The following is a 20612-nucleotide window of genomic DNA, read 5'->3' on the forward strand; positions in this document are numbered from 1 at the left end:
TTATTCCCCTTGCGCGAGAGTGCGGTCCGAGGCCGTCTCGGCGGCCTTGGAGGGGGCCACGACTTCGCCCTCGTTGACGAAGCCCTGCCCGATGATGATGACCCGCGCGGTGTCGGGCAGGCCCGTCACCCAGATGCCGTTGATCTCGGCGCGGACAATCTCGACGGGCTGGAACTCGACGCGGTTGTCCTCGTTCACGGTCTTGACGCCAAGGCGACCCTCGGGATCGAGCGACACGGTCGAGGGTTGCAGGAAATGCGCCTGAGCCTCACCGGTGGGAATGACCACCTCGGCCGAGATGCCGGCGGGAATGACGCCGTCCTCGTTGGCGACGTCGATTTCGGCGAGGAAAGTGCGCGTCTCGGCATTGGCCGAAGTGCCGACGAAGGCGACGGTGCCCTCACGCTCTTCCCCGGTGATGAACCGGATCGTGGCGGGCTGGCCGTCCTCGATCCGCCGCAGCGCCTGCTGCGGCACCTGGATGGCGACGGTCAGCGGGCGGTTGTCGACAATGCGTCCCACCTCTGCGCCCGCCTGCACGAACTCTCCCTGATCCAAGGACAGCGTCTCGATTCGGCCAGCGAAGGGCGCCGTGATTTCCAGCGAATTGATCGCTTCTTCGGCGCTGGTGACAGAGGCGCGGGCGGCGGCAAGCGTGGCGCGGGCCTGGCTGACGCGGTCTGCGGTAGCGACCCCGCGTTCCAGAAGCTCCGAGGCGTTGTCGAATTCGCGCTGCGCCCGGTCGAGCTCCTCTCGGGCGCGGTTCAGGTCGGCGCTGGCGCGGGTGGCGGACAACCGTGCGATCACCGCACCGTCCGCGACGTCCTGTCCCTTGGTCACCAGCACCTCGGCCACGTCACCAGAGGCTTCGGCGCGGATCGTGGTGTCCCGGTCCGGCAAAGCCTGACCCTCGGCCTGGAAGAACAGCGTGACGGCTTCGGCCGACGACTGCTCCACTGTCACCGCCACGGGTTCGGGGTCTGTCTGGGTGGCGGTTTGCCCAGTGTCGTCGTCCGCAGGCAGGAGAAATCCGCTGCCCATCCAGCCCACGATCGCGATCACCAGCGCGCCAGCGATCCACGTCGAGCGCGAGGCGCCCTTGTCATCCTTGAAGGACAGCTTTTCAGTGTTGTCGGTCATCAGTTCATTTCCCTGCGGCGACGCAGCGCCTGTTCATTTCATCCTCGGCCGCATCGGCGCGGCCGGTTGGGGCATCGGTGGCCGCGCGGGCAAATTCGGCAAGCACCCGTCGGGTGTCGCCCGGCCCTTGCAGCACCACGCTGCCCGGCGGCAGGCCCAGAAGCCGGTCACAGATCGTGCCCTCTGCCTTCAACCGGGCTTCGAAAAGCGCGCAAGCCGCGCCAAGGCCCTCGTCCCTGGCCACACCGATCGCCCGGCCCGCGACCTTGCGCCGCCCATGGGCAAGGCCGACGACGAGTTCGGCGGTCAGGGCCGGTTCGGCGACGTCGAATGTGCCTTCGCGGGCGCCTTCCTCGATGATGGTCTGCAGCACGGGCATGACAGCGGCGGTCGTCGCATCCAGAACGCGCCGGTGCAGAATGTCGTTGCCGGGCTGTGCCAGCACGTCCGCGAACAGGCGCATTCCCGCGATGTTGTCGGACTTCCAGCGGGCAAAGCCGTGGATGAACGCATTCAGACGCATCAGCGCGTCGCCGGTCGTTTCCGCACGGGCGTTTTCGGCCGCATCCAGCCCGCGTTCCGCCATCCGCGTCACGATGCCTGCGAGCAGGTCGTCCTTTGCCGCAAAGTGGTGGTACAATCCGCCCTTCGAGATGTCGGCGGCCTCCAGCACGTCGGCGATCGTCACCGCCTCGAAGCCGCGCGCCATGAACAGCGACTGCGCGGCATCGAGGATCGCCTCGCGCCGCGCGTCAGGCGCCATGCGGCGCTGTCGTTCTTTCTGTTCACCCAGCATGACGTGGCGGCTCCCTTACAGACCGGCGGTCGGTATCTAGGGCGCCCGCGCTTGGGGTTCAACCGGCAAACGCAATGGTGAACCACCGTTCGGCTCTTGCCGCGCGCCGGGCGGCGCCGCCCGCAAGAGGTTGCGAATGCCTTGCACATCCGATTTCTACATCATTTCATCGGGGAACCGGATCGCGGCAGGGACGACGGGGCGGCGACACTGCAGGTTTGCCATGCCACAATCGCCCTGCAGTCTTCGGACGAGATCGAGACGCTTTGCGTCTGAACAAGCAAGGAAAGATCAGAATGGATGTGAAGGAACAGGCTGCCATCGTCACCGGCGGCGCATCGGGCTTGGGCGGTGCGACCGCGAAAATGCTGGCCGAGGCCGGTGCAAAGGTCGCGATTTTCGACATGAACGAAGACACCGGAATGAAGATGGCCGAGGCCATCGGCGCGCGGTTCTTCAAGGTCGATGTGACCGATGAAAGCGCAGTCGAGACGGCCATCGCCGAGGCCGAGGGGCTGCACGGCAAGGCGCGCATCCTTGTCAACTGCGCGGGAATCGGCCCGCCTGCAAAGGTGATCGACCGCGACGGCAAGGCGCTGCCGCTTGGCGAGTTCACCAAGATCGTGACGGTCAACCTGCTTGGCAGCTTCAACGTGCTGTCCAAATTCGCCGCCGCGCTGCACACCGCCGATCCCCTTGGCGAAGAGCGCGGCGTGATCGTCAACACCGCTTCGGTTGCCGCCTACGAAGGCCAGATCGGGCAGGCCGCCTATGCGGCCTCCAAGGGCGGTATCGTCGGCATGACCCTGCCCATCGCGCGCGAATTTGCCCGCCACGGTATCCGGGTGATGACCATTGCGCCGGGCCTTTTCCTGACGCCGCTTCTGGAAAGCCTTCCGAAAGAGGCACAGGACAGTCTTGGTGCGCAGGTGCCGTTCCCAAACCGGCTGGGCAATCCCGAAGAATATGCGCAGATGGTGCGCGCGATCCTCGAGAACCCGATGCTGAACGGCGAGACGATCCGTCTCGACGGCGCCATCCGCATGGCGCCCCGCTGATCGTCCGTCTTGCGCCCCGGGGCAGATATGTCCCCGGGGCGTCTGATATCCTGAAAGCCCGACTGGATTAATCGGGCATTGCCATTTCCGACAGTTTCAGTCACCTACTTGGTGAGTGCCACCGAGTCGGAAGGATATCTGATGGTCCGACGTGATCAGCCTCCGTTGGAGCCGTGCCGCCGGGAATTGTTCCAGATTGCGTTTGAGGGCGTCGAATGGCCCGCGATCTCGATCGAGCAGTTCCTGGACAGGCTGGCCGACCCCGCAAGGGACGGGGGCGGAGTGGCGCGCAGTCATGGACCGAAGGAAGGGACAACCAGATGATCCGAACACTCTTGACCACCACGGCGATTGCCGCAGGCCTTGCAGGCACCGCCACTGCGCAGACCGCATCCGAGGTGCTGGACACCTACGCCGATATTGCTGCCGCCAAGTATGAGGACAGCCTGACCGCCGCCCGTGCGCTGCAGGACGCTGTTGCCACGCTGATCGAGGCGCCGTCCGCCGAGGCGATGCAGGCCGCGCGCGAGGCGTGGCTCGAGGCGCGCGTTCCTTACCAGCAGACCGAGGTTTACCGCTTTGGCAATCCCATCGTCGATGACTGGGAAGGCAAGGTGAACGCCTGGCCGCTCGACGAGGGGCTGATCGACTATGTCGATGGCGGCTATGGTGGTCCGACGGATGCCAACCAGCTTGCCGCGCTGAACGTGATCGCGAACCCGCAGTTCGAGCTGTCGGGGACCACCATCGACGCGGCCGACATCACGCCCGCGCTGCTGGAGGGGACGCTGCACGAGGTCGACGGCGTCGAGGCGAACGTCGCCACCGGCTATCACGCCATCGAGTTCCTGCTGTGGGGGCAGGACCTGAACGGGCACGGCGACGGCGCCGGAAACCGCCCCTGGACCGACTATGCCACGGGCGACGATTGCACCGGCGGGAACTGCGACCGCCGCGCCGACTATCTGTCCGCGGCGACCGAGCTTCTAGTATCCGATCTGGAATGGATGGCGGCCCAGTGGACCGAGAGCGGCGAGGCCCGCGCCAACTTGCTGGAAGACGAGCAGGCCGGAATCTCGGCGATGCTGACCGGCATGGGGTCGCTGTCTTATGGCGAGCAGGCGGGTGAGCGGATGCGCCTTGGCCTGATGCTGAACGACCCCGAGGAAGAGCATGACTGCTTCTCGGACAACACCCACAACAGCCACTACTACGACGGGCTTGGCGTGCAGAACGTCTATCTCGGCGAATACGTCCGCACGGATGGCACGCAGGTGTCCGGCCCGTCGCTGTCGGATCTGGTTGACGCAGACAATCCCGAGCTTGACGCGGAACTGCAGGCGCGGCTGGGCGAGACGATGATGGCGCTTGGCCGGATCAAGACCGCCGCCGAGGCGGGCTTTGCCTATGACGAGATGCTCGAGCGCGGCAACGACGCGGGCGAGCGGCTGGTGATGGGCGGTGTCGATGCGCTGATCGCGCAGACCCGGTCGATCGAGCGGGTCGTCGCCGCGCTTGATCTTGGCGGGATCGATTTCGAAGGCTCCGACAGCCTCGACAACCCGTCGGCCGTGTTCCAGTAACTCACCGCCACAGGACAAGACAGACGGGGCGCCTGATGGTGCCCCGTCCTTTTTCGGGAAACCCCATGAGCAAGACCCCCAGCCCCTGCATCGACGTCTGCAAGTACAAGCGCGAAGGCCACTGCATCGCCTGCTCGATGACCAAGGCGCAGAAAAAGGCGTTCAAGTCGCTCAAGAAAGACGACCAGCGCCAGGGTTTCGTCCAGCTTGTCATGGCGCAACAGGCGCAGATGGGAAAATTCCGCGCCTGGCCAGAGGTCTACGCAAGGCAATGCCGCAAGAAGGGCGTCGCGATGCCGCCGCTCCCCAAGGGCTAGTCCTGCAGGTGGGCGCGCAGCATCCAGGCGAATTTCTCGTGCACGCGTCCACGCTCGATCGCCAGGTCTTCGGTCAACGTGTCGCCGTTGTCAGACGCCACATGCTCGACCCCTGACAGCGTCGAGGCGAGTTGAACCTGCGCCTGTTCGAGAATGCGGATCATGTCCGTGGCGGCCTGATGACCGTCCTGTTCGGCGACCTTCGACTTGTCCAGCATGACGGCAAGGCGGCCCTCGGCATGGCAATCGAGGGCGCGGATGCGTTCGGCCAGATCGTCCTGCGCGGCAAAGTGATCCTCATAGATTGTCTGGAACAGATCATGCAGGGGGCCAAAGGACATGCCCTTGACGTTCCAGTGGAAATTCTGGGCAAGCATGGTCGTCACCGCGGTCTCGGCGACGGCCTGGTTCAGTGCCTCGGCGATTGCCTCGCGGGCGCTTTGGCTGATGTCAGATGCTGGTTGTGCCATTCCTGGTCTCCTCAGTCGGTTGAAGTATCGAACAGTCTTCCCCAAGCGCATCGGTCACACGCCGCAACAAGACGAACATCCATCTCTCGATGTGGGGCGGAACCCGGCTTGAGACAAGAAACGCCACGCTGTCGAGATCGTTCCGCCCCAGCGCCGCGATCGCGGACAGGACCCAGCGTTCGTCAAAGGTCATCTCGGTCTCGTGCAGTGCGTAGGTGCGGACAGGGCGACCGACCGCGTCCGACAGCGCCGACACCAGCGCCGTCATCGCCCTGTCCGGCGCGGCGTCGATGATGCTGCACGCCCGCTCGGGGCCAAGCCGGGCAGAGGCGCGGCAGGCCTTGGCCGCGAACCGAAGCCGCGTCAGGACAGCCCGGTCCACCGGCTCCTGCGGCACCTCGATTTCGGGGTCTGGAAATTTCAGGCAGACGCTCATTGCTTGTATCCTTTCGCCGCACCCTCGCGGAAGGCGCTGGACGACTCGAATTTCCGATAATAATAGTCGGAAATATGAGCGATACAAGACACACGATGCTTGCCGGTCTGCTGGCGTTCGGCCTTGCCGCTGCAGCGACAATGACCGCCACCGCCGAGCCTGGCGTGCCCCTGCCGACGCTCGAAGACGTGCATCTTGACGTGATCCCCCGCACCGAAGCCGAACGCGCGCGCATCGCCGAGGTGACTGCCCTGCCGGACAGCTTTGATGCGCCCTGGACCTTCGAAGAGAACGCAGGTGGGGCGCAAACCGTGCGTGCGCGGGACACGGCTGATGCATTCTCGCAGCCCGCCGCGAACCTCAGCTTCGAGCAGGAACTGGACTTCAAGGTCGGCAACGGGATGTTCAAGCGCATCTGGGTGTCGCCGCCCGCCTCGACCATCGCCTCAGACGGTCTGGGGCCGCTCTACAATGCGCGGTCCTGCCAGCGCTGCCACATCAAGGACGGGCGCGGCCATCCGCCCGAAGGGCCGGACGATACGGCGGTGTCGATGTTCCTGCGGGTGTCGATTCCCGCGGGCGATGTGCAAGAGATCGAGCGGTATATCGCGGGCACGCATGCCGTTGCGCCGGACCCGACCTATGGCACGCAGTTGCAGGATTTCAGCCTGCCGGGGCACGCGCCGGAATATCGGCTGTCCGTCGCGCATGAGGACATCGAGGTGCCGCTGTCCGGCGGCGAGACGGCAACGCTGCGCAAGCCGACCTATGACGCGGCAGATCTTGGCTACGGTCCGCTGCACCCCGCCGCGATGCTCAGCCCCCGCGTGGCGCCGCAGATGATCGGCCTCGGCCTGCTGGAGGCGATCCCGTCCGAGGATATCCTGGCCCTCGCCGACCCTGACGATGCCGACGGCGACGGGATTTCCGGGCGGCCGCAAATCGTCTGGTCGGATGTCCACGACCGCCCGATGCTGGGCCGCTTCGGCCACAAGGCGGGCAACCCCACCATCCTCGAGCAGACCGCAAGCGCCTTTGCGGGCGACATCGGCATCTCGAACCCGATCCATACGGCCGGCTCGGGCGAATGCACCGACGCGCAGACCGATTGCACTGCCTCGCTGGACGGCGCCGACGCCGAACAGGGCGGGTTCGAGATCGACCAGGTCGGCCTCGACCTTGTCACCTTCTACAGCCAGACGCTTGCCGTTCCGGCCCGCCGTGATGTCGATGATCCGCAGGTGCTGCAAGGGCGCGAGGTGTTCTTTGATGCGGGCTGCGCGTCCTGCCACCGGCCGAACCACGTCACGCACCGGCTGGAAGGGGACGACCCCGCGAGTTTCCAGTTGATCTGGCCCTACACCGACATGCTGTTGCACGACATGGGGCCGGGGCTTGCCGATAACCGGCCCGAGGGGCGCGCCGATGGCCGCGAATGGCGCACCGCGCCTCTTTGGGGCATCGGGCTGACCGAAGCGGTGTCCGGCCACACGAATTTCCTGCACGATGGACGCGCGCGGTCGCTGCTGGAGGCGGTGCTCTGGCATGGTGGCGAGGCGCAGGCGGCGCGCGATGCCGTCGTGCGGATGCCCCCCGAGGACCGCGACGCCCTGATCCGCTTTCTGGAGAGCCAATGAAACGCCCATTTGTTCTTGCCCTGTCCCTGCTTCTTGCTTCACCGGCCTTCGCCGGGGTCGATGAGGCGCTGGACAGGCACATCCTGCCGGGCTTTGCCGCCTTCGCAGCCAGTGCCGAGGCGCTGGAACAGGCCGCCGCCGCCGATTGCCGCCCCGCCGCGGTGAAGCCTGCGTTCCATGCCGCATTCGACGCCTGGATGGCGGTTGCGGACCTGCACATCGGACCGTCCGAGACGGGGGCGCTGTCGGTCGCGTTCTGGCCCGATACGCGCGGCTTCACTCAGCGCACCTTACAGCACCTCATCGCCGACGAAGACCCCATTGCCTTTGATCCCGAAGGCTATGACGAGGTGTCGATCGCGGCGCGCGGAGTCTTCGCGCTGGAGATGCTGTTGTTCGATCCCGCATTCACCGGCTACGGCGCAGGCAGCTATACATGCTCGCTGGTTCAGGCCATCGCGGCGGACCTTGCACAGCAGGCGCTTGCACTGGACAGCGATTGGCGCGGCAGTTTCGCCGCCACCCTGGGCAGCGCAGGCGCGCCGGGGAACACGCAGTTCCTTGAAGATGGCGAGGCGTTGCGCGCGCTCTACACCCAGCTTCTGTCTGGTCTCGAATTCACCGCCGACCAACGGCTCGGCCGCCCGCTTGGCACGTTCGACAGGCCCCGCCCGACCCTTGCCGAGGCGTGGCGTTCAGGCCGCAGCCTGCGCAATGTGCTTCTGTCGGTCGATGCGGCGCAGGCGCTGGCCCATGCCCTGGCGCGGGGCGCATTGCCGCAGACCGACGCCGCCACCGCGCGCGTGCACGACGTGGCAGAGCGTGTAGGCCCGGCGTTCGAGGGCGTGACCGACCCGCAGGACCGCCTGCAGGTCGAGGTGCTTCAGCAAGCCGTCGAGGCGCTGCAAACAGCGATCAAGACCGAACTCGGCGCGCCGCTTGGACTGTCGGCGGGCTTTAACGCGATGGACGGGGACTAGGATCATGGCCACGCGCCGCAGCTTTCTTGCCGCCTTGCTGGCGACCGGAGCGGCACCCGGCCTTGGCTGGGCCGCCGTCGGCAGCCCGTCCTGGATTGCCGCTGCGCGCGCGCCCGGCGGGGGCTTTGCGCTCTATGGCATCGGCATCGACGGCGATGTGACGTTCGAGGTGCCGCTGCCCGCGCGCGGGCATGCCGGGGCGGGGCACCCGAGCCGCGCCGAGGCGGTCGCCTTTGCCCGCCGCCCGGGCCGCTTTGCGCTTGTCGTGGACTGCGTGTCGGGCAAGGTGCGCCGCCGCCTGGTCCCGCCGGACGGGCTTCAGTTCAACGGACATGGCGTCTTTGCCGAAGGCGGGGCGCTTTTGCTGACCAGCGAACAGCGCGCGGACACCAGCGACGGCGTCATCGGCATGTGGGACGTGGACGCCGGGTATCGGCGCATCGGCCAGAGGCCAAGTGACGGCATCGGTCCGCACGAGGTGCGGCTGATGCCGGACGGCCGGACACTGGTGATCGCCAACGGCGGTATCGCGACCGATCCGGCTGACCGCGCCAAGCTGAACATCGCCACGATGCGCCCGAACCTTGCGTATCACGATCTGGACGGGTCTCTGCAGGAGACGGTGGAGCTTGAACCAGACCTGAGGCAGTTGTCGATCCGGCATCTGGCGATCCGTGCGGGCGGGCTGGTCGGCTTTGCGATGCAGTGGGAAGGCGAGGCGGGCGCTGCACCGCCGCTTCTGGGCCTGCACCGCAGGGGCCAGACCCCGACCCTTGCCGAGGCGCCGCTGGCGGACGAGTTGGCAATGCAGGGATACGCCGGCAGCGCCGCGTTCAGCGGCGACGGCTCCGAGATCGCCATCACCTCGCCGCGCGGCGGACGCGTCCACCGCTTTTCCGCATCGGGCGCGTTCCTTGGCGCGGTGTCCCGCGCCGATGTCTGCGGGCTGGCCTCGCGCGGGGCGGGATACCTTGCCAGCGATGGTCTGGGCGGGCTGATCGTGATCGAAAACGGAACCGCAAGGGCCCTGTCACGGGTCGATTGCGCCTGGGACAACCACATCGTTTCGCTCTGATTACGGCCCGGCAAGGGCCGAATTCAAACAACTGCTTGACGCCTTCAGAATTCTTTCGCATGTTTCAAACATGCGCTTGAATCATGTGAATGAATTGCGATTGGACACTCGGGACGCCCTGCGCGATGCCGCTGAAGAGCTGTATGCCGAGAAGGGGATCGACGGCGTGACGACGCGCGGTCTGGCCGAACGTGCGGGCGTCAACATGGCCGCCGTGAACTACCACTTCCGCAACAAGGATAACCTTACGCTGGAAGTGTTCCGCGATGTGGCCCGCCGCACCGTCAAGCGCAGACTCGACAGCCTTGCGCGGATCGAAGCCGAGGCAGCCACGGAGAACCGCGCGCCGCATCTGTGGGACGTGGTCGAGGCGTTCGTGGATGCCTACGTCAACGACGACACCCCCCGCACGGGCATCCTGCTGGCGCATCTCGTGCTTCAGCACCGGGTGCGCCCGACCGAATGGACCCGCGCCATCGTCGCGCAGGAACTGGACGATTTCGCCTTGCGCTACATGGCGGTGCTGCACCGCGCCGTGCCTCACCTGAACGAGCGCGAGGTGCATTGGCGCTATCACCTGATGGTCGGCGCCGTGATGATGAGCCTCAGCGACCAGCGCACCGATGGCCGGATGAAGCGCCTGTCGGACGGGCTCGCCAACCCCGAGGACCGGTCGCAATTCCGCCAAGAGCTTATCTCGTTCCTTGTTGCGTCGTTCGGATCGCCCTGCGGGGGCGACGGCCCCTGACACACGCCGCTGATCCCGGGGAGGGGATCAGCATCCAAGCTGCCGGGAAACCGGCACAACCTTCTGGGAGGAAGATACATGACTGGACCCAAGACAATCGCGCTTGCAGGCGCCCTGATGCTGTCGGCCGCGATACCTGCGGCCGCCGAGACGTTCAACTTCACCGTCATCGCGGGTCATCCGCCGCTGACCAAGGGCGTGTCTGCGATCTCGACGCATTTCGTCCCCGAGGTCACGCGCCGCGCCGCAGAGCTTGGCCATACCGTCAACTGGACCGAGGCTTACGCCGGTTCGGTCGCGCCGCCGACTGGCGTGCTGGAGGCTGTGGAAAGCGGCGTCGCAGAATTCGGCTATGTCCCGCAACTGTTCGAAGGCGACAAGCTGCCGCTGGACCAGATCACCTACATCACCCCGTTCGGAACCTCCGATCTGGTCAAGCTGATGGAGGTGATCGATGCGCTTTATGCCGAGATCCCGGCGATGTCCGAGGCCTGGGAAGACAACAACCAGAAGGTGCTTGCCCCGGTCGGGATCGACACCTACCACTTCGTGACCAAGTTCCCGATCGAGACGGTCTCCGATCTCGACGGGTCCAAGATCGGCACCGCCGGGCTTGCGCTCAACTGGCTCAAGGGCGTGGACGCGACGCCCGTGGCCGGGGCCTTGCCCGACTTCTACAACGCGATGTCGACCGGGCTCTATGACGGGGTGATGACCTTTGAATCGGTCGTGGCGCCCTACAAGTTCTACGAGGTCGCGCCCTACATCACCAAGATCAACTTCGGCGCGCAGTACGCTTCGGCGCTGACGGTCAACCTCGACACCTGGAACACTCTGCCCGAGGACATGCAGCAGATCATCCAGGAGGCCGCGAACGGATACCGCGACATCGCCGCGGAATCCTACAGGGAGGGCGGCGAGGCGTCGCTGGCCACGGCTGTCGAAGGCGGCGCAATCCTCTCCGAGCTGTCGGACGAAGAGCGCGCGGCCTACGCGAACAAGCTGCCCAACATTGCCCGCGAATGGGCCGACCAGCTTGATGCGCAGGGCCTGCCCGGAACCGAGGTTCTGGAAACCTACATGCGCCTGTCGCGCGAAGCGGGCATCACCCACGCACGGGACTGGACCGCAGAGTGACAGCCGCGACCGAACACCACCAGCCGCCCGGACCTCCGGGCGGCCGCTTCACGCTGTGGCTCAACCGGCTCACGATTGCGCTGGCGGCCATCGGCGGTCTGGGCACGCTCGGGATCATGGCGATCATCAACGCCGATGTCGTCGGGCGCGGCGCCTTCGGCACTCCGGTACCCGCAACCGCCGAGATCGTCAGCGCGGCCATCGTCGCCATCGTGTTCCTGCAACTTCCCCAAGCGACGGCCGCCGGGCGGAACGTGCGGTCCGATATGCTGCTGAATCGGCTGGGGCGCATGAACGACCGCGCCCGCGCCGCGCTGGATGTCTTTCATCATGCCGCCGGAACGCTGATGCTTGCCATTCTCCTTTACTATATCGCGCCCGGCATCCTCGACAGCATCGAGGGCAACGAGACGGTCGGGCTCTACGGCATCTTCACCATGCCGCGCTGGCCGTTCGTCGTCTGCGTTCTTGCAGGCTGTGCGCTGACATTCGCGCAATACGCGCTTCTGACCGTGCGCTTCGCGCTGGTCGCCAGCGGTCGGAGGGCAAGTGCGTGACCGGCGTCGAGATCGGCATCTATTCGATCGTCGCGATCCTCGTGCTGATCCAGTTGGGGATGCATGTGGCGATCGCGTTGATGGCCGTGTCCTTCTTCGGGGTCTTCCTGGTGAAGGGCAAGTTCGTCGTCGCCGGTGCGCTTCTGAGCCAGGCGGCCCTGGACGGGGTCGAGCGATATTCCTTCGGCGTCATCCCGCTGTTCGTTCTGATGGGGGTGCTTGTCGGTGCCTGCGGACTGGGCCGCGATGTTTTTGACGTCGCCGGGCAGATGTTCCGCAGGTTTCGCGGCGGGCTGGGGATCGCCACGGTCTTTGCCAACGCGGTCTTTGCGGCGGTCAATGGCACGTCCATCGCATCCGCCTCGGTCTTTACCAAGGTCGCGGTGCCCGAGCTTGTGCGCCAGGGCTACACGCCGCGCTTCTCTGTGGGCATCGTCGCGGGGTCGTCGGTGCTGGGAATGCTGATCCCGCCGTCGCTTCTGCTGATCCTGTTCGGCATCATCGCCGAGGTGTCCATCGGCGATCTGTTCACGGCGGGTATCATTCCGGGCGCGATCCTTGCGCTGATGTTCTGCGGCGCGATCATGTTCATGGCGCGGTTCTTTCCCGGCTTCACCGGCAATCCCGGTGCATCCGACATGCCCGAGATGAGCCGCACAACGATGGTCCTGAAATCCGCGCCGATCATCCTGTTGATCGTTCTGGTTCTTGGCGGGATCTACGGCGGGTTCTTTACCCCGACCGAAGCGGGCGGGGTCGGCGCGCTGGGTGCGCTCATCATCGCGCTGATCAAGGGGCGGCTCGGCGGCAGGGAAATCTGGCGCATCATGCTGGAGGTGGGGCAGGTCACGGCGTCGATCACGTTCCTCATCATCGCGGCGCACATGTATTCCCGGCTGCTGGCCCTGACCGGGCTGCCGAACGCCATGTCGGGCCTCCTGGAAAGCTGGGAGCTTGGGCTTTACGGCGTACTGCTGCTGTATCTGCTGGCGATCATCCTGCTTGGCACGATCCTGGACAGCTCTTCGATCCTGCTTATCATCCTGCCTCTGATCCTGCCGGTGATCGCACCCTTCGGCGTCGATCTGGTCTGGTTCGGCATCCTTACCATCATCGCCGTCGAGGTCGGCCTGCTGACACCGCCGTTAGGGGTCGCCTGTTTCGTCATCAAGGCCAATCTCGACGACGACCGCATCACGCTCAACGACATCTTCGCCGGTGCCGCGCCCTTCGCGATCATCATGGTCGTTCTGGTGGCGATGGTCATCGCGATGCCCTGGCTGGCCATCGGCCTGCTCTGAAGGAGAAATCAAATGTATACCGACACCAAGCGCGAACTGCAGCCTTTGGGGAACGGGCTTTATGCCTGGGTCCAGGGCGATGGCAGCTGGGGCTGGAGCAATTCCGGCCTGATCGTCGGAGAAGACAACCGCACCCTAGTCGTGGACACGTTGTTCACCGGCAGGCTGACCGCCGACATGCTGGACGCCTACCGCAAGGCCGAACCGGCAGCGGCATCCATCGACATCCTCGTAAACACCCATTCCAACGGTGACCACACCTTCGGAAACCACCTTGTCGGCGACGCGCGCATCATCGCCTCTGAAGCGGCGCGCGAAGAGATGGAGGAACGCCCGGCGGGGTTCTTCAAGGCGGCCTCTGCCGACCCTGAAGCTTACGGCGTATTCGGAGAGTTCCTGCACACCTACATGGGCAAGACCTTTGATTTCTCCGACATCGAGCATGTGCCGCCGACCGAGGTGTTCAAGGGCACCAAGACCCTCGATGTGGGCGGGCGCGCCGTCGAGTTGACCGAGCTTGGCCCCGCCCATACGCGCGGCGACATCATCGTCCATGTGCCCGACGCCAAGGTCTGCTACACCGGCGATCTGGTGTTCCATGGCGGCCATCCGATCATGTGGGCGGGGCCGGTCGGCAACTGGATCGCCGCCTGCGACCATATCCTTGGCCTTGACGTCGACATTGTTGTGCCGGGGCATGGCGCGGTGTCGGACAAGACCGCCGTTCGGGGCTTGCGCGATTATTTCACCCATATCCTTGCTGAAACGACGGCGTGTTTCGAGGCCGGTCTGACCTGGCAAGAGGCGGCCTTCGAGGTGGGCTATTCCGCCTTCGACAGCTGGCTCGACCGCGAGAGGGTGGTGGCCAATGTCGCCACGATCTACCGCGACCTGTCACGCGGCGCCGTCAATCCCGAACAACCCGACGTGCTGACCCAGATGCTGCGCTATTCGCGCGGCGCGACCTGCCCGCACGACACGCCCTGCCAATGCCACGCAGGCAAGGCCTGATGCTGGAGCTTCTGAACAACCCGATTTCCACCTGTTCCCAGAAGGTGCGGCTGACGCTGCACGAAAAGGGGCTGCCGTTTGCAGATACGAAGATCGACTTTCGCAAGAAGGAACACCTGACGCCCGAGTATCTGGCGATCAATCCCGATGGCGTCGTGCCGTCGCTGCTGCATGATGGGCACGCGGTGCTGGATAGCTCGGTCATCATGGAATACCTCGACGAGTTGTTTCCCGAGGTTCCGCTGTCGCCCAAGGCGCCGCTGGGCCGGGCGAAGATGCGCAAGTGGCTGCGCTTCATCGAAGAAGTGCCGACCACCGCCATTCGCATCCCGTCGTTCAACCAGGTCTTAGTGCGGCACCGCGCCGATCTGTCGGAAGACGAGTTGCAGAAGGACACCGACGCCCGCACGCTGCGCCGCACCTTCTACCGCGAGATGGGGCGCGGCGGTTTCTCGGATGCGCGGCTACAGGAAAGCCACGACCGTCTGCGCGAAACCGTCGCGCGGATGGACTCTGCGCTGGCGGACGCCGAATGGCTGTGCGGCGATCTCAGCCTTGCCGATTTCTGCGTGGTGCCGACCATCGACCGGATGCGAGATCTGGGTCTCGATCACCTTTGGTCCGATGCGCCGCACCTGCAGCGCTGGTGGAACGCAATGCAGGACCGCGCCGCCTACCGCGCGACCTATTACCCGGGAACCCGCGTCTCGGACATCTATGACTCCATCGGAGAGCCGGCATGAAACTTGTCACGATTGAAAACACACGCGGCGACCAGTCCATTGGCATTCTCGACGGCGACCGGGTCGCCGTGCTGGACGCCGCCGCACATCCTGCCTTCGCCTCGATGCTGGACCTGATCGAAGGCGGCGACGAGGCGCTTGAGGCTGCGCGCAAGGCGCAAGGGCCGGCTGCGCGGGTCGATCTTGCCTCGGTGCACCTGCGTGCGCCCGTGCCTGTGCCCGTCCAGATGCGCGACTGCCTGACCTTTGAAAAGCACCTGCGCCAATGCCGGTCCACGATCTCCAAGCTGGACCCGAACGCCGCCGACCTTGAGCCTGGCGAAGTCGCGTTGCCGCAGGTGTGGTATGACCAGCCGGTCTATTACAAGGGCAACCGGTTCTCGGTGTCCGGCATGAACGACGAGATCATCTGGCCCAAGGGCGAGACCCGGCTCGACTACGAGCTGGAGCTTGGCATGATCACGTCGAAGGGCGGCATGGACATCGCGGCGGCGGATGCGAAGGACCACGTCTTCGGGTTCCTCATCTTCAACGACTTCTCGGCCCGCGATCACCAGATGCGCGAGATGACGGGCGGTCTTGGCCCGGCAAAGGGCAAGGACTGGAAGACGGCGAACGCGATGGGGCCGTATCTGGTGACGCGCGACGAGATCGGCGACGGCTCGGGGCTGGACATGCGTGCGCGTGTCAACGGCGAAGAGTGGAGCCACGGCAATTCGTCCACGATGCACCATTCCTTTGCGCGCATCCTTGAACACGTCAGCCGGGATGAGGAAATCCGGGCGGGCGAGTTCTTTGGATCGGGAACGGTCGGCGGCGGATGCGGCCTGGAAATGAACCGCTTCCTGTCGCCGGGTGACGTGGTCGAGCTGGAAATCGAAGGGCTTGGCATCCTGCGCAACAGGATTGCCGCCTCGGCGCGGTAGCGCCCGCCGAATGCGGCACGGCAAAAGGACCTTCGGGCGGGCAAGGTGCCCGCCCGAAGGATCGCCCATCAGAACGGGCTGTCGGGATAGTAGAACTGCTCGGCGTTCTCGGGGGTGATAAGCACCGACCCGATGGTGAACGTCCCCGAGACAGGCGCGGTCGACGTCATGCCCACAGCGGTCAGTTCAATTGCGGTGGCGATCATCGACGGCGGATAGGTGACGTCGGCGGGGATCATGCTGTCGCCGTCCATCACGCGCTTGACCATCTCCTTCATGCCAGCGCCGCCCAGAACGAACTGGATGTCGTCGCGGCCTGCCGCCTCGATTGCGGCAAGAACGCCCACGGCCATGTCGTCGTCCGAGGCCCAGACCGCGTCGATCTCTTCATGCTTCTGCAGGAAGTCCTGCATCACGTTGAAGCTGTCGTCGCGGTTCCAGTTACCGTGCTCCATGTCGATGATCTCGATGCCCGAGCCTTCGATCGCCGCTTCGAAACCGGCAACCCGCTCGTTGTCGATGGTGGTCGGGATGCCGCGCAGCGCGACGATCTTGCCGCCATCGGGCATCTTCGAGACCATGTATTCGCCCGACACGCGGCCGAAGCCGGGGTTGTCGCCTGCGACATACAGGTCCTCGATACCGTCCACCGACAGGCCGCGGTCCACCACCGTGACCCAGACGCCGCTTTCGGCGACCGACTGGACAGGGCCAGTCAGCGGCTCGGACTCGAAGGGCAGGACGACGAGCGCGCTGATGTTGCGCGTGGCGACCATGTCTTCGATGTCGTTGACCTGCTTGCCGGGATCGGACGCGGTGGCAAGGACGAAGTCGAGATCGGGGTAGACCGCTTCAAGCCGCTCGACGGCTTCCTGCGCGTGAAAGTTCATGCCGCCGGCCCAGCCGTGGGTGGCTGCGGGGATGGACACGCCGATCACCTTGGTGTCCTGCGCGAATGCGCCGGTGCCAAGCGCCGCAACGGCTGCGCTGGCGAGTATCGTCTTCATATAGGACATTTCATTCCTCCCTAGGATTGGCGCGGGCGTCAGCCCTTCGCCTTGGCTTCACGCTGCAAGATGACAGCGAGAATGATGATGACCCCCTGGATGGCGCCGTTCAGATACGGCGACACGAGGTCGGTCAGATTCAGGATGTTGTCGATCAGCGACAGGATCAGCACGCCGATCACGGTGCCCCAGACCCGGCCGAAGCCGCCCTTGAGCACGGTGCCGCCGATGATGACGGCGGCGATCGCCTCCAGTTCCCACAAGAGGCCGGTCGAGGCCGAGGCAGAGCCGAGGCGCGGCACATACATGATCGTCGCCACGCCCACCAGAAGCCCAAGCATCGCGTAGGTCAGCAGCCGGGTGCGGTTGACGTTGACGTTGGAATAATGGGCGACGGCCTCGTTCGCGCCCGTGGCGGCACAGTGGCGCCCGAACCGCGCGCGGCTCATCAGCACCTCGCCGAAGATCACGATCAGCGCGAACACGATGATCGGCCATGATATCCCGAGGATGCCGTCGAAATAGACCGGGCGATAGAAGGTGCGCAGCCCGAAATCGAGCGACAGGGTGCCGCCGTCCGCCAGCCATGTGACAAGGCTGCGGTAGATGCCCATCGTGCCCAGTGTCACGATGAACGCCTCAATCCCGACGACGGTTATCAGAAAGCCGTTGAGCAGCCCCGCCGCGATCCCGGCCAGGATGGCGACGACCATGCCCAGAAGGATGATCGGAATGCCGATGCCAAGCGTCGGAAGTGCCGCGTTCATCACCAGGATCATCAGCCCCGCGATGAAGGCCGCCATCGAGCCGACCGACAGATCAAGCCCGCCCGCCGTGATGACAAAGGTCATGCCGACAGCGATGATGCCGATGAACGCAGAACGCGCCAGCACGTTCGTGATGTTCGCGGCGCCAAGGAAGTTCGAGTTCATCGAAGCGCCGATGGCGACCAGCACGACAAGGGCGATCACCGGGCCGAGGATGCTCATCGACGGCAGCTTGCGGCGCGGGGCCTGCGACGTGGTTTCGGTTGTCATCAAGCCACCTTCTCGGAGTGTTTTGCGCCGACGCCCATGGCGCGGCGGACGATTGCGTCTTCGTTGATCTCGTCGCCGGACAGCATCCCGGCGACCCGGCCCGCCCGCATGACCAGCACCCGGTCGGACAGGCCGATGACCTCTTGCATCTCGGACGAGATCATCACGATCCCCAGCCCCTCGGCCGCAAGGCGGCGCAGATAGGCATAGATCTGTTGCTTGGTGCCGATGTCGATGCCGCGCGTCGGTTCGTCCACGATCAGGATCGACGGCTCGGTCTGCATAACCTTGGCCAGCAACAGCTTTTGTTGATTGCCGCCCGACAGGTTGCCGACCTTCATGTCGCGCCCCCCGGCGCGGATGTCGAATTCGCGGATGGCATCATCGAGCGCCCGTTCCTCGGCAGAGCGGTCCACCAGAACGCCGCCGAAGCGGTCCAGCGCCTGAAGCGTCAGGTTCACGCGCATCCCCATGCCCAGCAGAAGCCCGCGCAGCTTGCGGTCTTCCGTCAGGTAGCAAAGCCCGTGGTCCCGCGCGTCGGATGGCTTGCGGATGTTGACCTCGGCGCCGCCGATCTCGATCCGCGTGGCTGAGGCGGCGCGCAAGCCGCACAGCCCCTCCATCGCCTCGGTCCGGCCAGAGCCGATCAGGCCCGCGATGCCAAGGATCTCGCCCCGGTGCAGGTCGAAACCGATATCCTCCGCCTCGCCGGGAACGCGCAGCCCCTCGACCCGCAACAGGATCTCGCCCGGTGCGGTGTCCGGCTTGGCCGGGAACAGGTCGGACACGTCACGCCCGACCATCGCGGTCGCCATGCCGTCTTCGGTTATCTCGTACGCCGCCACGTCGCGCACCAGCGCGCCGTCGCGCAGGATCGCCACGCGGTCGGCGATTTCCGACACCTCGCCCAGCTTGTGAGAGGTGAACAGGATCGCCGTGCCTGCCGCCTTGAGCGCGCGCACCTGGTCGAACAGCACGCGGGTTTCCTCGCCGGTCAGCACGGCGGTCGGCTCATCCATGATAAGAACGCGCGCATCGCGGCTGAGCGCCTTGGCGATCTCGACCATCTGCTTGTCCGAGTTGGACAGACGCGACACCAGCTCGTCCGGGTCGACGTCGCAGTTCACCCGGTCGAGATACTCGCGCGACAGCTGCCGCATCCGCGTCTTGTCCAAGAGCCAGCCGCGATGCAGCTCGCGCCCCAGAAAGATGTTCTGCTCGACGGTCAGCTGCTCGGCCAGGTTGAACTCCTGGTGGATCATCACGATCCCGGCGGTCTCGCCATCGTGCTGCGAGCCGAACGTCACCTCTTGCCCGTCCAGAAGGATACGTCCCGCGCTTGCAGGCTGATAGCCGCCGAGGATCTTCATCGTCGTGGACTTGCCCGCGCCGTTCTCGCCGATCAGCGCCAGCACCTCGCCCGCGCGCAAATCGAGATCGACGCCGTGCAGCACCTCGACGGGCCCGAAACTTTTTCGGACGTCGCGCAGGCTCAGGACGGGCGGTGCGGTCATAGACTGACCCATCTGGCGTTGCCCTTCGACGAGGCGACGCAGGCGCGGATGAACGCCATTCCATCCAGCCCCGCACGGATGTCGGGCAGCAGGCCCATGACATCCTCGCGCGCGGCGCCGCCCTGCACGCCGCGGATTGCTTCGGCCGCAGCGGTGTAGATGTTCGCAAAGCCCTCAAGGTAGCCTTCGGGATGCCCCGACGGGATGCGGCTTACGGCGTTGGCCGCGTCTGATGCCCCGGCGCCCATGCGGGTAAGGCGGCGCGTCGGCTCGCCATGCGGCGTGAACCACAATTCGTTCGGCACCTCCTGCGCCCATTCCAGCCCGCCCTTGCTGCCGTAGACGCGAAGCCGCAGCCCGTTCTCGTTGCCGGGCGCGACCTGGCTGCACCACAGCATCCCGCGCGCGCCGCCGTCATAGCGCAGCATCACATGGGCGTTGTCATCCAGCGCGCGGCCCGCACCAAAACTGTGCAGGTCGGCAGCCAGTTCCGCCGCCTTCAGCCCGGTCACGAAGCTGGCAAGGTTGAAGGCATGGGTGCCGATGTCGCCGATCGCGCCGCCAGCACCCGATCGGGCGGGGTCGGTGCGCCATTCGGCCTGCTTCACGCCCTCGGCCTCCAGCGTGTCGGTCAGCCAGTCCTGCGGATATTCCACCTGCACAAGCCGCAACTCGCCCAGATCGCCGTTCGCCACCATCTCGCGCGCCTGCCGCACCAGCGGATAGCCGGTGTAATTGTGCGTCAGGATGAACAGCGCCTTGCTGTCCCGCACCGCCGCTTCCATCGCCTCGGCGTCCTCGAAGGTTGCGGTCAGCGGCTTGTCGCAGATCACATGGATACCGCGCGACAGGAACGCCTTGGCCGCCGGGTAGTGGACGTGGTTCGGGGTCACGATGCTGACCGCCTCGATACCGTCCTCGCGCGCCGCCTCTGCCTCTGCCATCTCGTCAAAGCTGCCATAGCTGCGGTCGGGGTCCAGCCCCAACGCCGCGCCGCTGTCGCGCGCTTTCTCTGGGGTCGAGGACAGCGCCCCCGCGACCAACTCGAAGCGGTCGTCGATCCGGCTTGCGATGCGGTGAACCCCGCCGATGAACGCGTCGGCGCCGCCGCCGACCATGCCCAGTCTGATGCGTGTCAT

At 65.6% G+C, this 20612-nt stretch carries 21 protein-coding genes; 13 read left to right on the plus strand and 8 right to left on the minus strand.

The features are described from left to right. Window positions 1-1140, minus strand: coding sequence for an efflux RND transporter periplasmic adaptor subunit (locus tag KTJ87_RS02090; RefSeq protein WP_267137407.1), 1140 nt, complete (start codon window positions 1138-1140; stop codon window positions 1-3). 4 nt (window positions 1141-1144) lie between these two features. After that, window positions 1145-1936 carry a TetR/AcrR family transcriptional regulator gene (locus KTJ87_RS02095; protein WP_267137408.1) on the minus strand — a complete coding sequence of 264 codons (792 nt, stop codon included), beginning with the start codon at window positions 1934-1936 and terminating at the stop codon, window positions 1145-1147. 296 nt (window positions 1937-2232) lie between these two features. Here KTJ87_RS02095 and KTJ87_RS02100 point away from each other — a divergent pair, with 296 nt between their 5' ends. The 3 genes from KTJ87_RS02100 (at window position 2233) to KTJ87_RS02110 (ending at window position 4894) form a co-directional block, all read left to right on the plus strand. Next, window positions 2233-2994 carry an SDR family NAD(P)-dependent oxidoreductase gene (locus tag KTJ87_RS02100; RefSeq protein ID WP_267137409.1) on the plus strand — a complete coding sequence of 254 codons (762 nt, stop codon included), beginning with the start codon at window positions 2233-2235 and terminating at the stop codon, window positions 2992-2994. A 320-nt stretch (window positions 2995-3314) separates the two neighbouring features. Continuing rightward, window positions 3315-4577, plus strand: a complete 1263-nt coding sequence (locus KTJ87_RS02105; RefSeq protein ID WP_267137410.1) for an imelysin family protein — start codon at window positions 3315-3317, stop codon at window positions 4575-4577. A gap of 65 nt (window positions 4578-4642) precedes the next feature. After that, complete coding sequence (locus KTJ87_RS02110) at window positions 4643-4894, plus strand: DUF1289 domain-containing protein (protein WP_267137411.1); 252 nt, start codon at window positions 4643-4645, stop codon at window positions 4892-4894. On the opposite strand, the gene KTJ87_RS02115 is transcribed toward KTJ87_RS02110, so the two are convergent. Together KTJ87_RS02115 and KTJ87_RS02120 are read right to left on the minus strand one after the other, a co-directional pair. Next, window positions 4891-5364, minus strand: a complete 474-nt coding sequence (locus KTJ87_RS02115) for a Dps family protein (RefSeq protein WP_267137412.1) — start codon at window positions 5362-5364, stop codon at window positions 4891-4893. The genes KTJ87_RS02110 and KTJ87_RS02115 overlap by 4 nt on opposite strands. After that, window positions 5345-5800 (minus strand): hypothetical protein, encoded by a 456-nt coding sequence (locus tag KTJ87_RS02120; protein ID WP_267137413.1) that lies wholly within the window; start codon window positions 5798-5800, stop codon window positions 5345-5347. Before KTJ87_RS02120 ends, KTJ87_RS02115 begins: the two co-directional genes overlap by 20 nt. A 140-nt stretch (window positions 5801-5940) precedes the next feature. Here KTJ87_RS02120 and KTJ87_RS02125 point away from each other — a divergent pair, with 140 nt between their 5' ends. The 10 genes from KTJ87_RS02125 to KTJ87_RS02170 all read left to right on the plus strand — a co-directional run bounded on the left by KTJ87_RS02125 (window position 5941) and on the right by KTJ87_RS02170 (window position 15915). Continuing rightward, window positions 5941-7437 (plus strand): di-heme oxidoreductase family protein, encoded by a 1497-nt coding sequence (locus tag KTJ87_RS02125; RefSeq protein ID WP_267137916.1) that lies wholly within the window; start codon window positions 5941-5943, stop codon window positions 7435-7437. Further along, complete coding sequence (locus KTJ87_RS02130) at window positions 7434-8417, plus strand: imelysin family protein (RefSeq protein WP_267137414.1); 984 nt, start codon at window positions 7434-7436, stop codon at window positions 8415-8417. Before KTJ87_RS02125 ends, KTJ87_RS02130 begins: the two co-directional genes overlap by 4 nt. Window positions 8418-8421: 4 nt before the next feature. Then, on the plus strand, window positions 8422-9492 hold the full coding sequence (locus KTJ87_RS02135) for a DUF1513 domain-containing protein (RefSeq protein WP_267137415.1): 1071 nt from the start codon (window positions 8422-8424) through the stop codon (window positions 9490-9492). 100 nt (window positions 9493-9592) lie between these two features. Next, window positions 9593-10240, plus strand: coding sequence for a TetR/AcrR family transcriptional regulator (locus KTJ87_RS02140; protein WP_267137416.1), 648 nt, complete (start codon window positions 9593-9595; stop codon window positions 10238-10240). A 78-nt stretch (window positions 10241-10318) separates the two neighbouring features. Next, a complete protein-coding gene (locus KTJ87_RS02145; protein ID WP_267137417.1) occupies window positions 10319-11377 on the plus strand; it encodes a C4-dicarboxylate TRAP transporter substrate-binding protein in 1059 nt (352 codons plus the stop codon). Beyond that, entirely contained in the window at window positions 11374-11934 is a 561-nt protein-coding gene (locus KTJ87_RS02150) for a TRAP transporter small permease subunit (RefSeq protein WP_267137418.1), read from the plus strand. The genes KTJ87_RS02145 and KTJ87_RS02150 overlap by 4 nt, the downstream gene beginning before the upstream one ends. Beyond that, window positions 11931-13235 (plus strand): TRAP transporter large permease, encoded by a 1305-nt coding sequence (locus KTJ87_RS02155; protein WP_267137419.1) that lies wholly within the window; start codon window positions 11931-11933, stop codon window positions 13233-13235. The genes KTJ87_RS02150 and KTJ87_RS02155 overlap by 4 nt, the downstream gene beginning before the upstream one ends. A 12-nt stretch (window positions 13236-13247) precedes the next feature. Then, entirely contained in the window at window positions 13248-14246 is a 999-nt protein-coding gene (locus KTJ87_RS02160) for an MBL fold metallo-hydrolase (RefSeq protein WP_267137420.1), read from the plus strand. Further along, window positions 14246-14989: a glutathione S-transferase family protein gene (locus KTJ87_RS02165; protein ID WP_267137421.1), complete on the plus strand. Its 744-nt coding sequence runs from the start codon at window positions 14246-14248 to the stop codon at window positions 14987-14989. Before KTJ87_RS02160 ends, KTJ87_RS02165 begins: the two co-directional genes overlap by 1 nt. Then, window positions 14986-15915 (plus strand): fumarylacetoacetate hydrolase family protein, encoded by a 930-nt coding sequence (locus KTJ87_RS02170; RefSeq protein ID WP_267137422.1) that lies wholly within the window; start codon window positions 14986-14988, stop codon window positions 15913-15915. The genes KTJ87_RS02165 and KTJ87_RS02170 overlap by 4 nt, the downstream gene beginning before the upstream one ends. Before the next feature lie 68 nt (window positions 15916-15983). Here KTJ87_RS02170 and KTJ87_RS02175 read toward each other — a convergent pair whose 3' ends face one another. Genes KTJ87_RS02175 through KTJ87_RS02190 form a run of 4 tightly spaced genes read right to left on the minus strand, consistent with a single transcriptional unit; the run spans window position 15984 to window position 20612 of the window. After that, on the minus strand, window positions 15984-16922 hold the full coding sequence (locus KTJ87_RS02175; RefSeq protein WP_267137917.1) for an ABC transporter substrate-binding protein: 939 nt from the start codon (window positions 16920-16922) through the stop codon (window positions 15984-15986). Window positions 16923-16960: 38 nt separating this feature from the next. Beyond that, window positions 16961-17959 carry an ABC transporter permease gene (locus KTJ87_RS02180; protein ID WP_267137423.1) on the minus strand — a complete coding sequence of 333 codons (999 nt, stop codon included), beginning with the start codon at window positions 17957-17959 and terminating at the stop codon, window positions 16961-16963. Further along, on the minus strand, window positions 17959-19473 hold the full coding sequence (locus KTJ87_RS02185; RefSeq protein ID WP_267137424.1) for a sugar ABC transporter ATP-binding protein: 1515 nt from the start codon (window positions 19471-19473) through the stop codon (window positions 17959-17961). The genes KTJ87_RS02180 and KTJ87_RS02185 overlap by 1 nt, the downstream gene beginning before the upstream one ends. After that, window positions 19470-20612, minus strand: a complete 1143-nt coding sequence (locus KTJ87_RS02190; protein WP_267137425.1) for a Gfo/Idh/MocA family protein — start codon at window positions 20610-20612, stop codon at window positions 19470-19472. Before KTJ87_RS02190 ends, KTJ87_RS02185 begins: the two co-directional genes overlap by 4 nt.

The sequence above is a fragment of the Anianabacter salinae genome, from assembly GCF_019061145.1.
Classification (GTDB): domain Bacteria; phylum Pseudomonadota; class Alphaproteobacteria; order Rhodobacterales; family Rhodobacteraceae; genus Anianibacter; species Anianibacter salinarum.

Coding starts and splice junctions, on each gene's coding strand:
- KTJ87_RS02090 (WP_267137407.1), bottom strand. CDS start 1,140: ATGACCGACAACACTGAAAAGCTGTCCTTCAAGGATGACAAGGGCGCC.
- KTJ87_RS02095 (WP_267137408.1), bottom strand. CDS start 1,936: ATGCTGGGTGAACAGAAAGAACGACAGCGCCGCATGGCGCCTGACGCG.
- KTJ87_RS02100 (WP_267137409.1), top strand. CDS start 2,233: ATGGATGTGAAGGAACAGGCTGCCATCGTCACCGGCGGCGCATCGGGC.
- KTJ87_RS02105 (WP_267137410.1), top strand. CDS start 3,315: ATGATCCGAACACTCTTGACCACCACGGCGATTGCCGCAGGCCTTGCA.
- KTJ87_RS02110 (WP_267137411.1), top strand. CDS start 4,643: ATGAGCAAGACCCCCAGCCCCTGCATCGACGTCTGCAAGTACAAGCGC.
- KTJ87_RS02115 (WP_267137412.1), bottom strand. CDS start 5,364: ATGGCACAACCAGCATCTGACATCAGCCAAAGCGCCCGCGAGGCAATC.
- KTJ87_RS02120 (WP_267137413.1), bottom strand. CDS start 5,800: ATGAGCGTCTGCCTGAAATTTCCAGACCCCGAAATCGAGGTGCCGCAG.
- KTJ87_RS02125 (WP_267137916.1), top strand. CDS start 5,941: ATGACCGCCACCGCCGAGCCTGGCGTGCCCCTGCCGACGCTCGAAGAC.
- KTJ87_RS02130 (WP_267137414.1), top strand. CDS start 7,434: ATGAAACGCCCATTTGTTCTTGCCCTGTCCCTGCTTCTTGCTTCACCG.
- KTJ87_RS02135 (WP_267137415.1), top strand. CDS start 8,422: ATGGCCACGCGCCGCAGCTTTCTTGCCGCCTTGCTGGCGACCGGAGCG.
- KTJ87_RS02145 (WP_267137417.1), top strand. CDS start 10,319: ATGACTGGACCCAAGACAATCGCGCTTGCAGGCGCCCTGATGCTGTCG.
- KTJ87_RS02160 (WP_267137420.1), top strand. CDS start 13,248: ATGTATACCGACACCAAGCGCGAACTGCAGCCTTTGGGGAACGGGCTT.
- KTJ87_RS02165 (WP_267137421.1), top strand. CDS start 14,246: ATGCTGGAGCTTCTGAACAACCCGATTTCCACCTGTTCCCAGAAGGTG.
- KTJ87_RS02170 (WP_267137422.1), top strand. CDS start 14,986: ATGAAACTTGTCACGATTGAAAACACACGCGGCGACCAGTCCATTGGC.
- KTJ87_RS02175 (WP_267137917.1), bottom strand. CDS start 16,922: ATGAAGACGATACTCGCCAGCGCAGCCGTTGCGGCGCTTGGCACCGGC.
- KTJ87_RS02180 (WP_267137423.1), bottom strand. CDS start 17,959: ATGACAACCGAAACCACGTCGCAGGCCCCGCGCCGCAAGCTGCCGTCG.
- KTJ87_RS02185 (WP_267137424.1), bottom strand. CDS start 19,473: ATGACCGCACCGCCCGTCCTGAGCCTGCGCGACGTCCGAAAAAGTTTC.
- KTJ87_RS02190 (WP_267137425.1), bottom strand. CDS start 20,612: ATGACACGCATCAGACTGGGCATGGTCGGCGGCGGCGCCGACGCGTTC.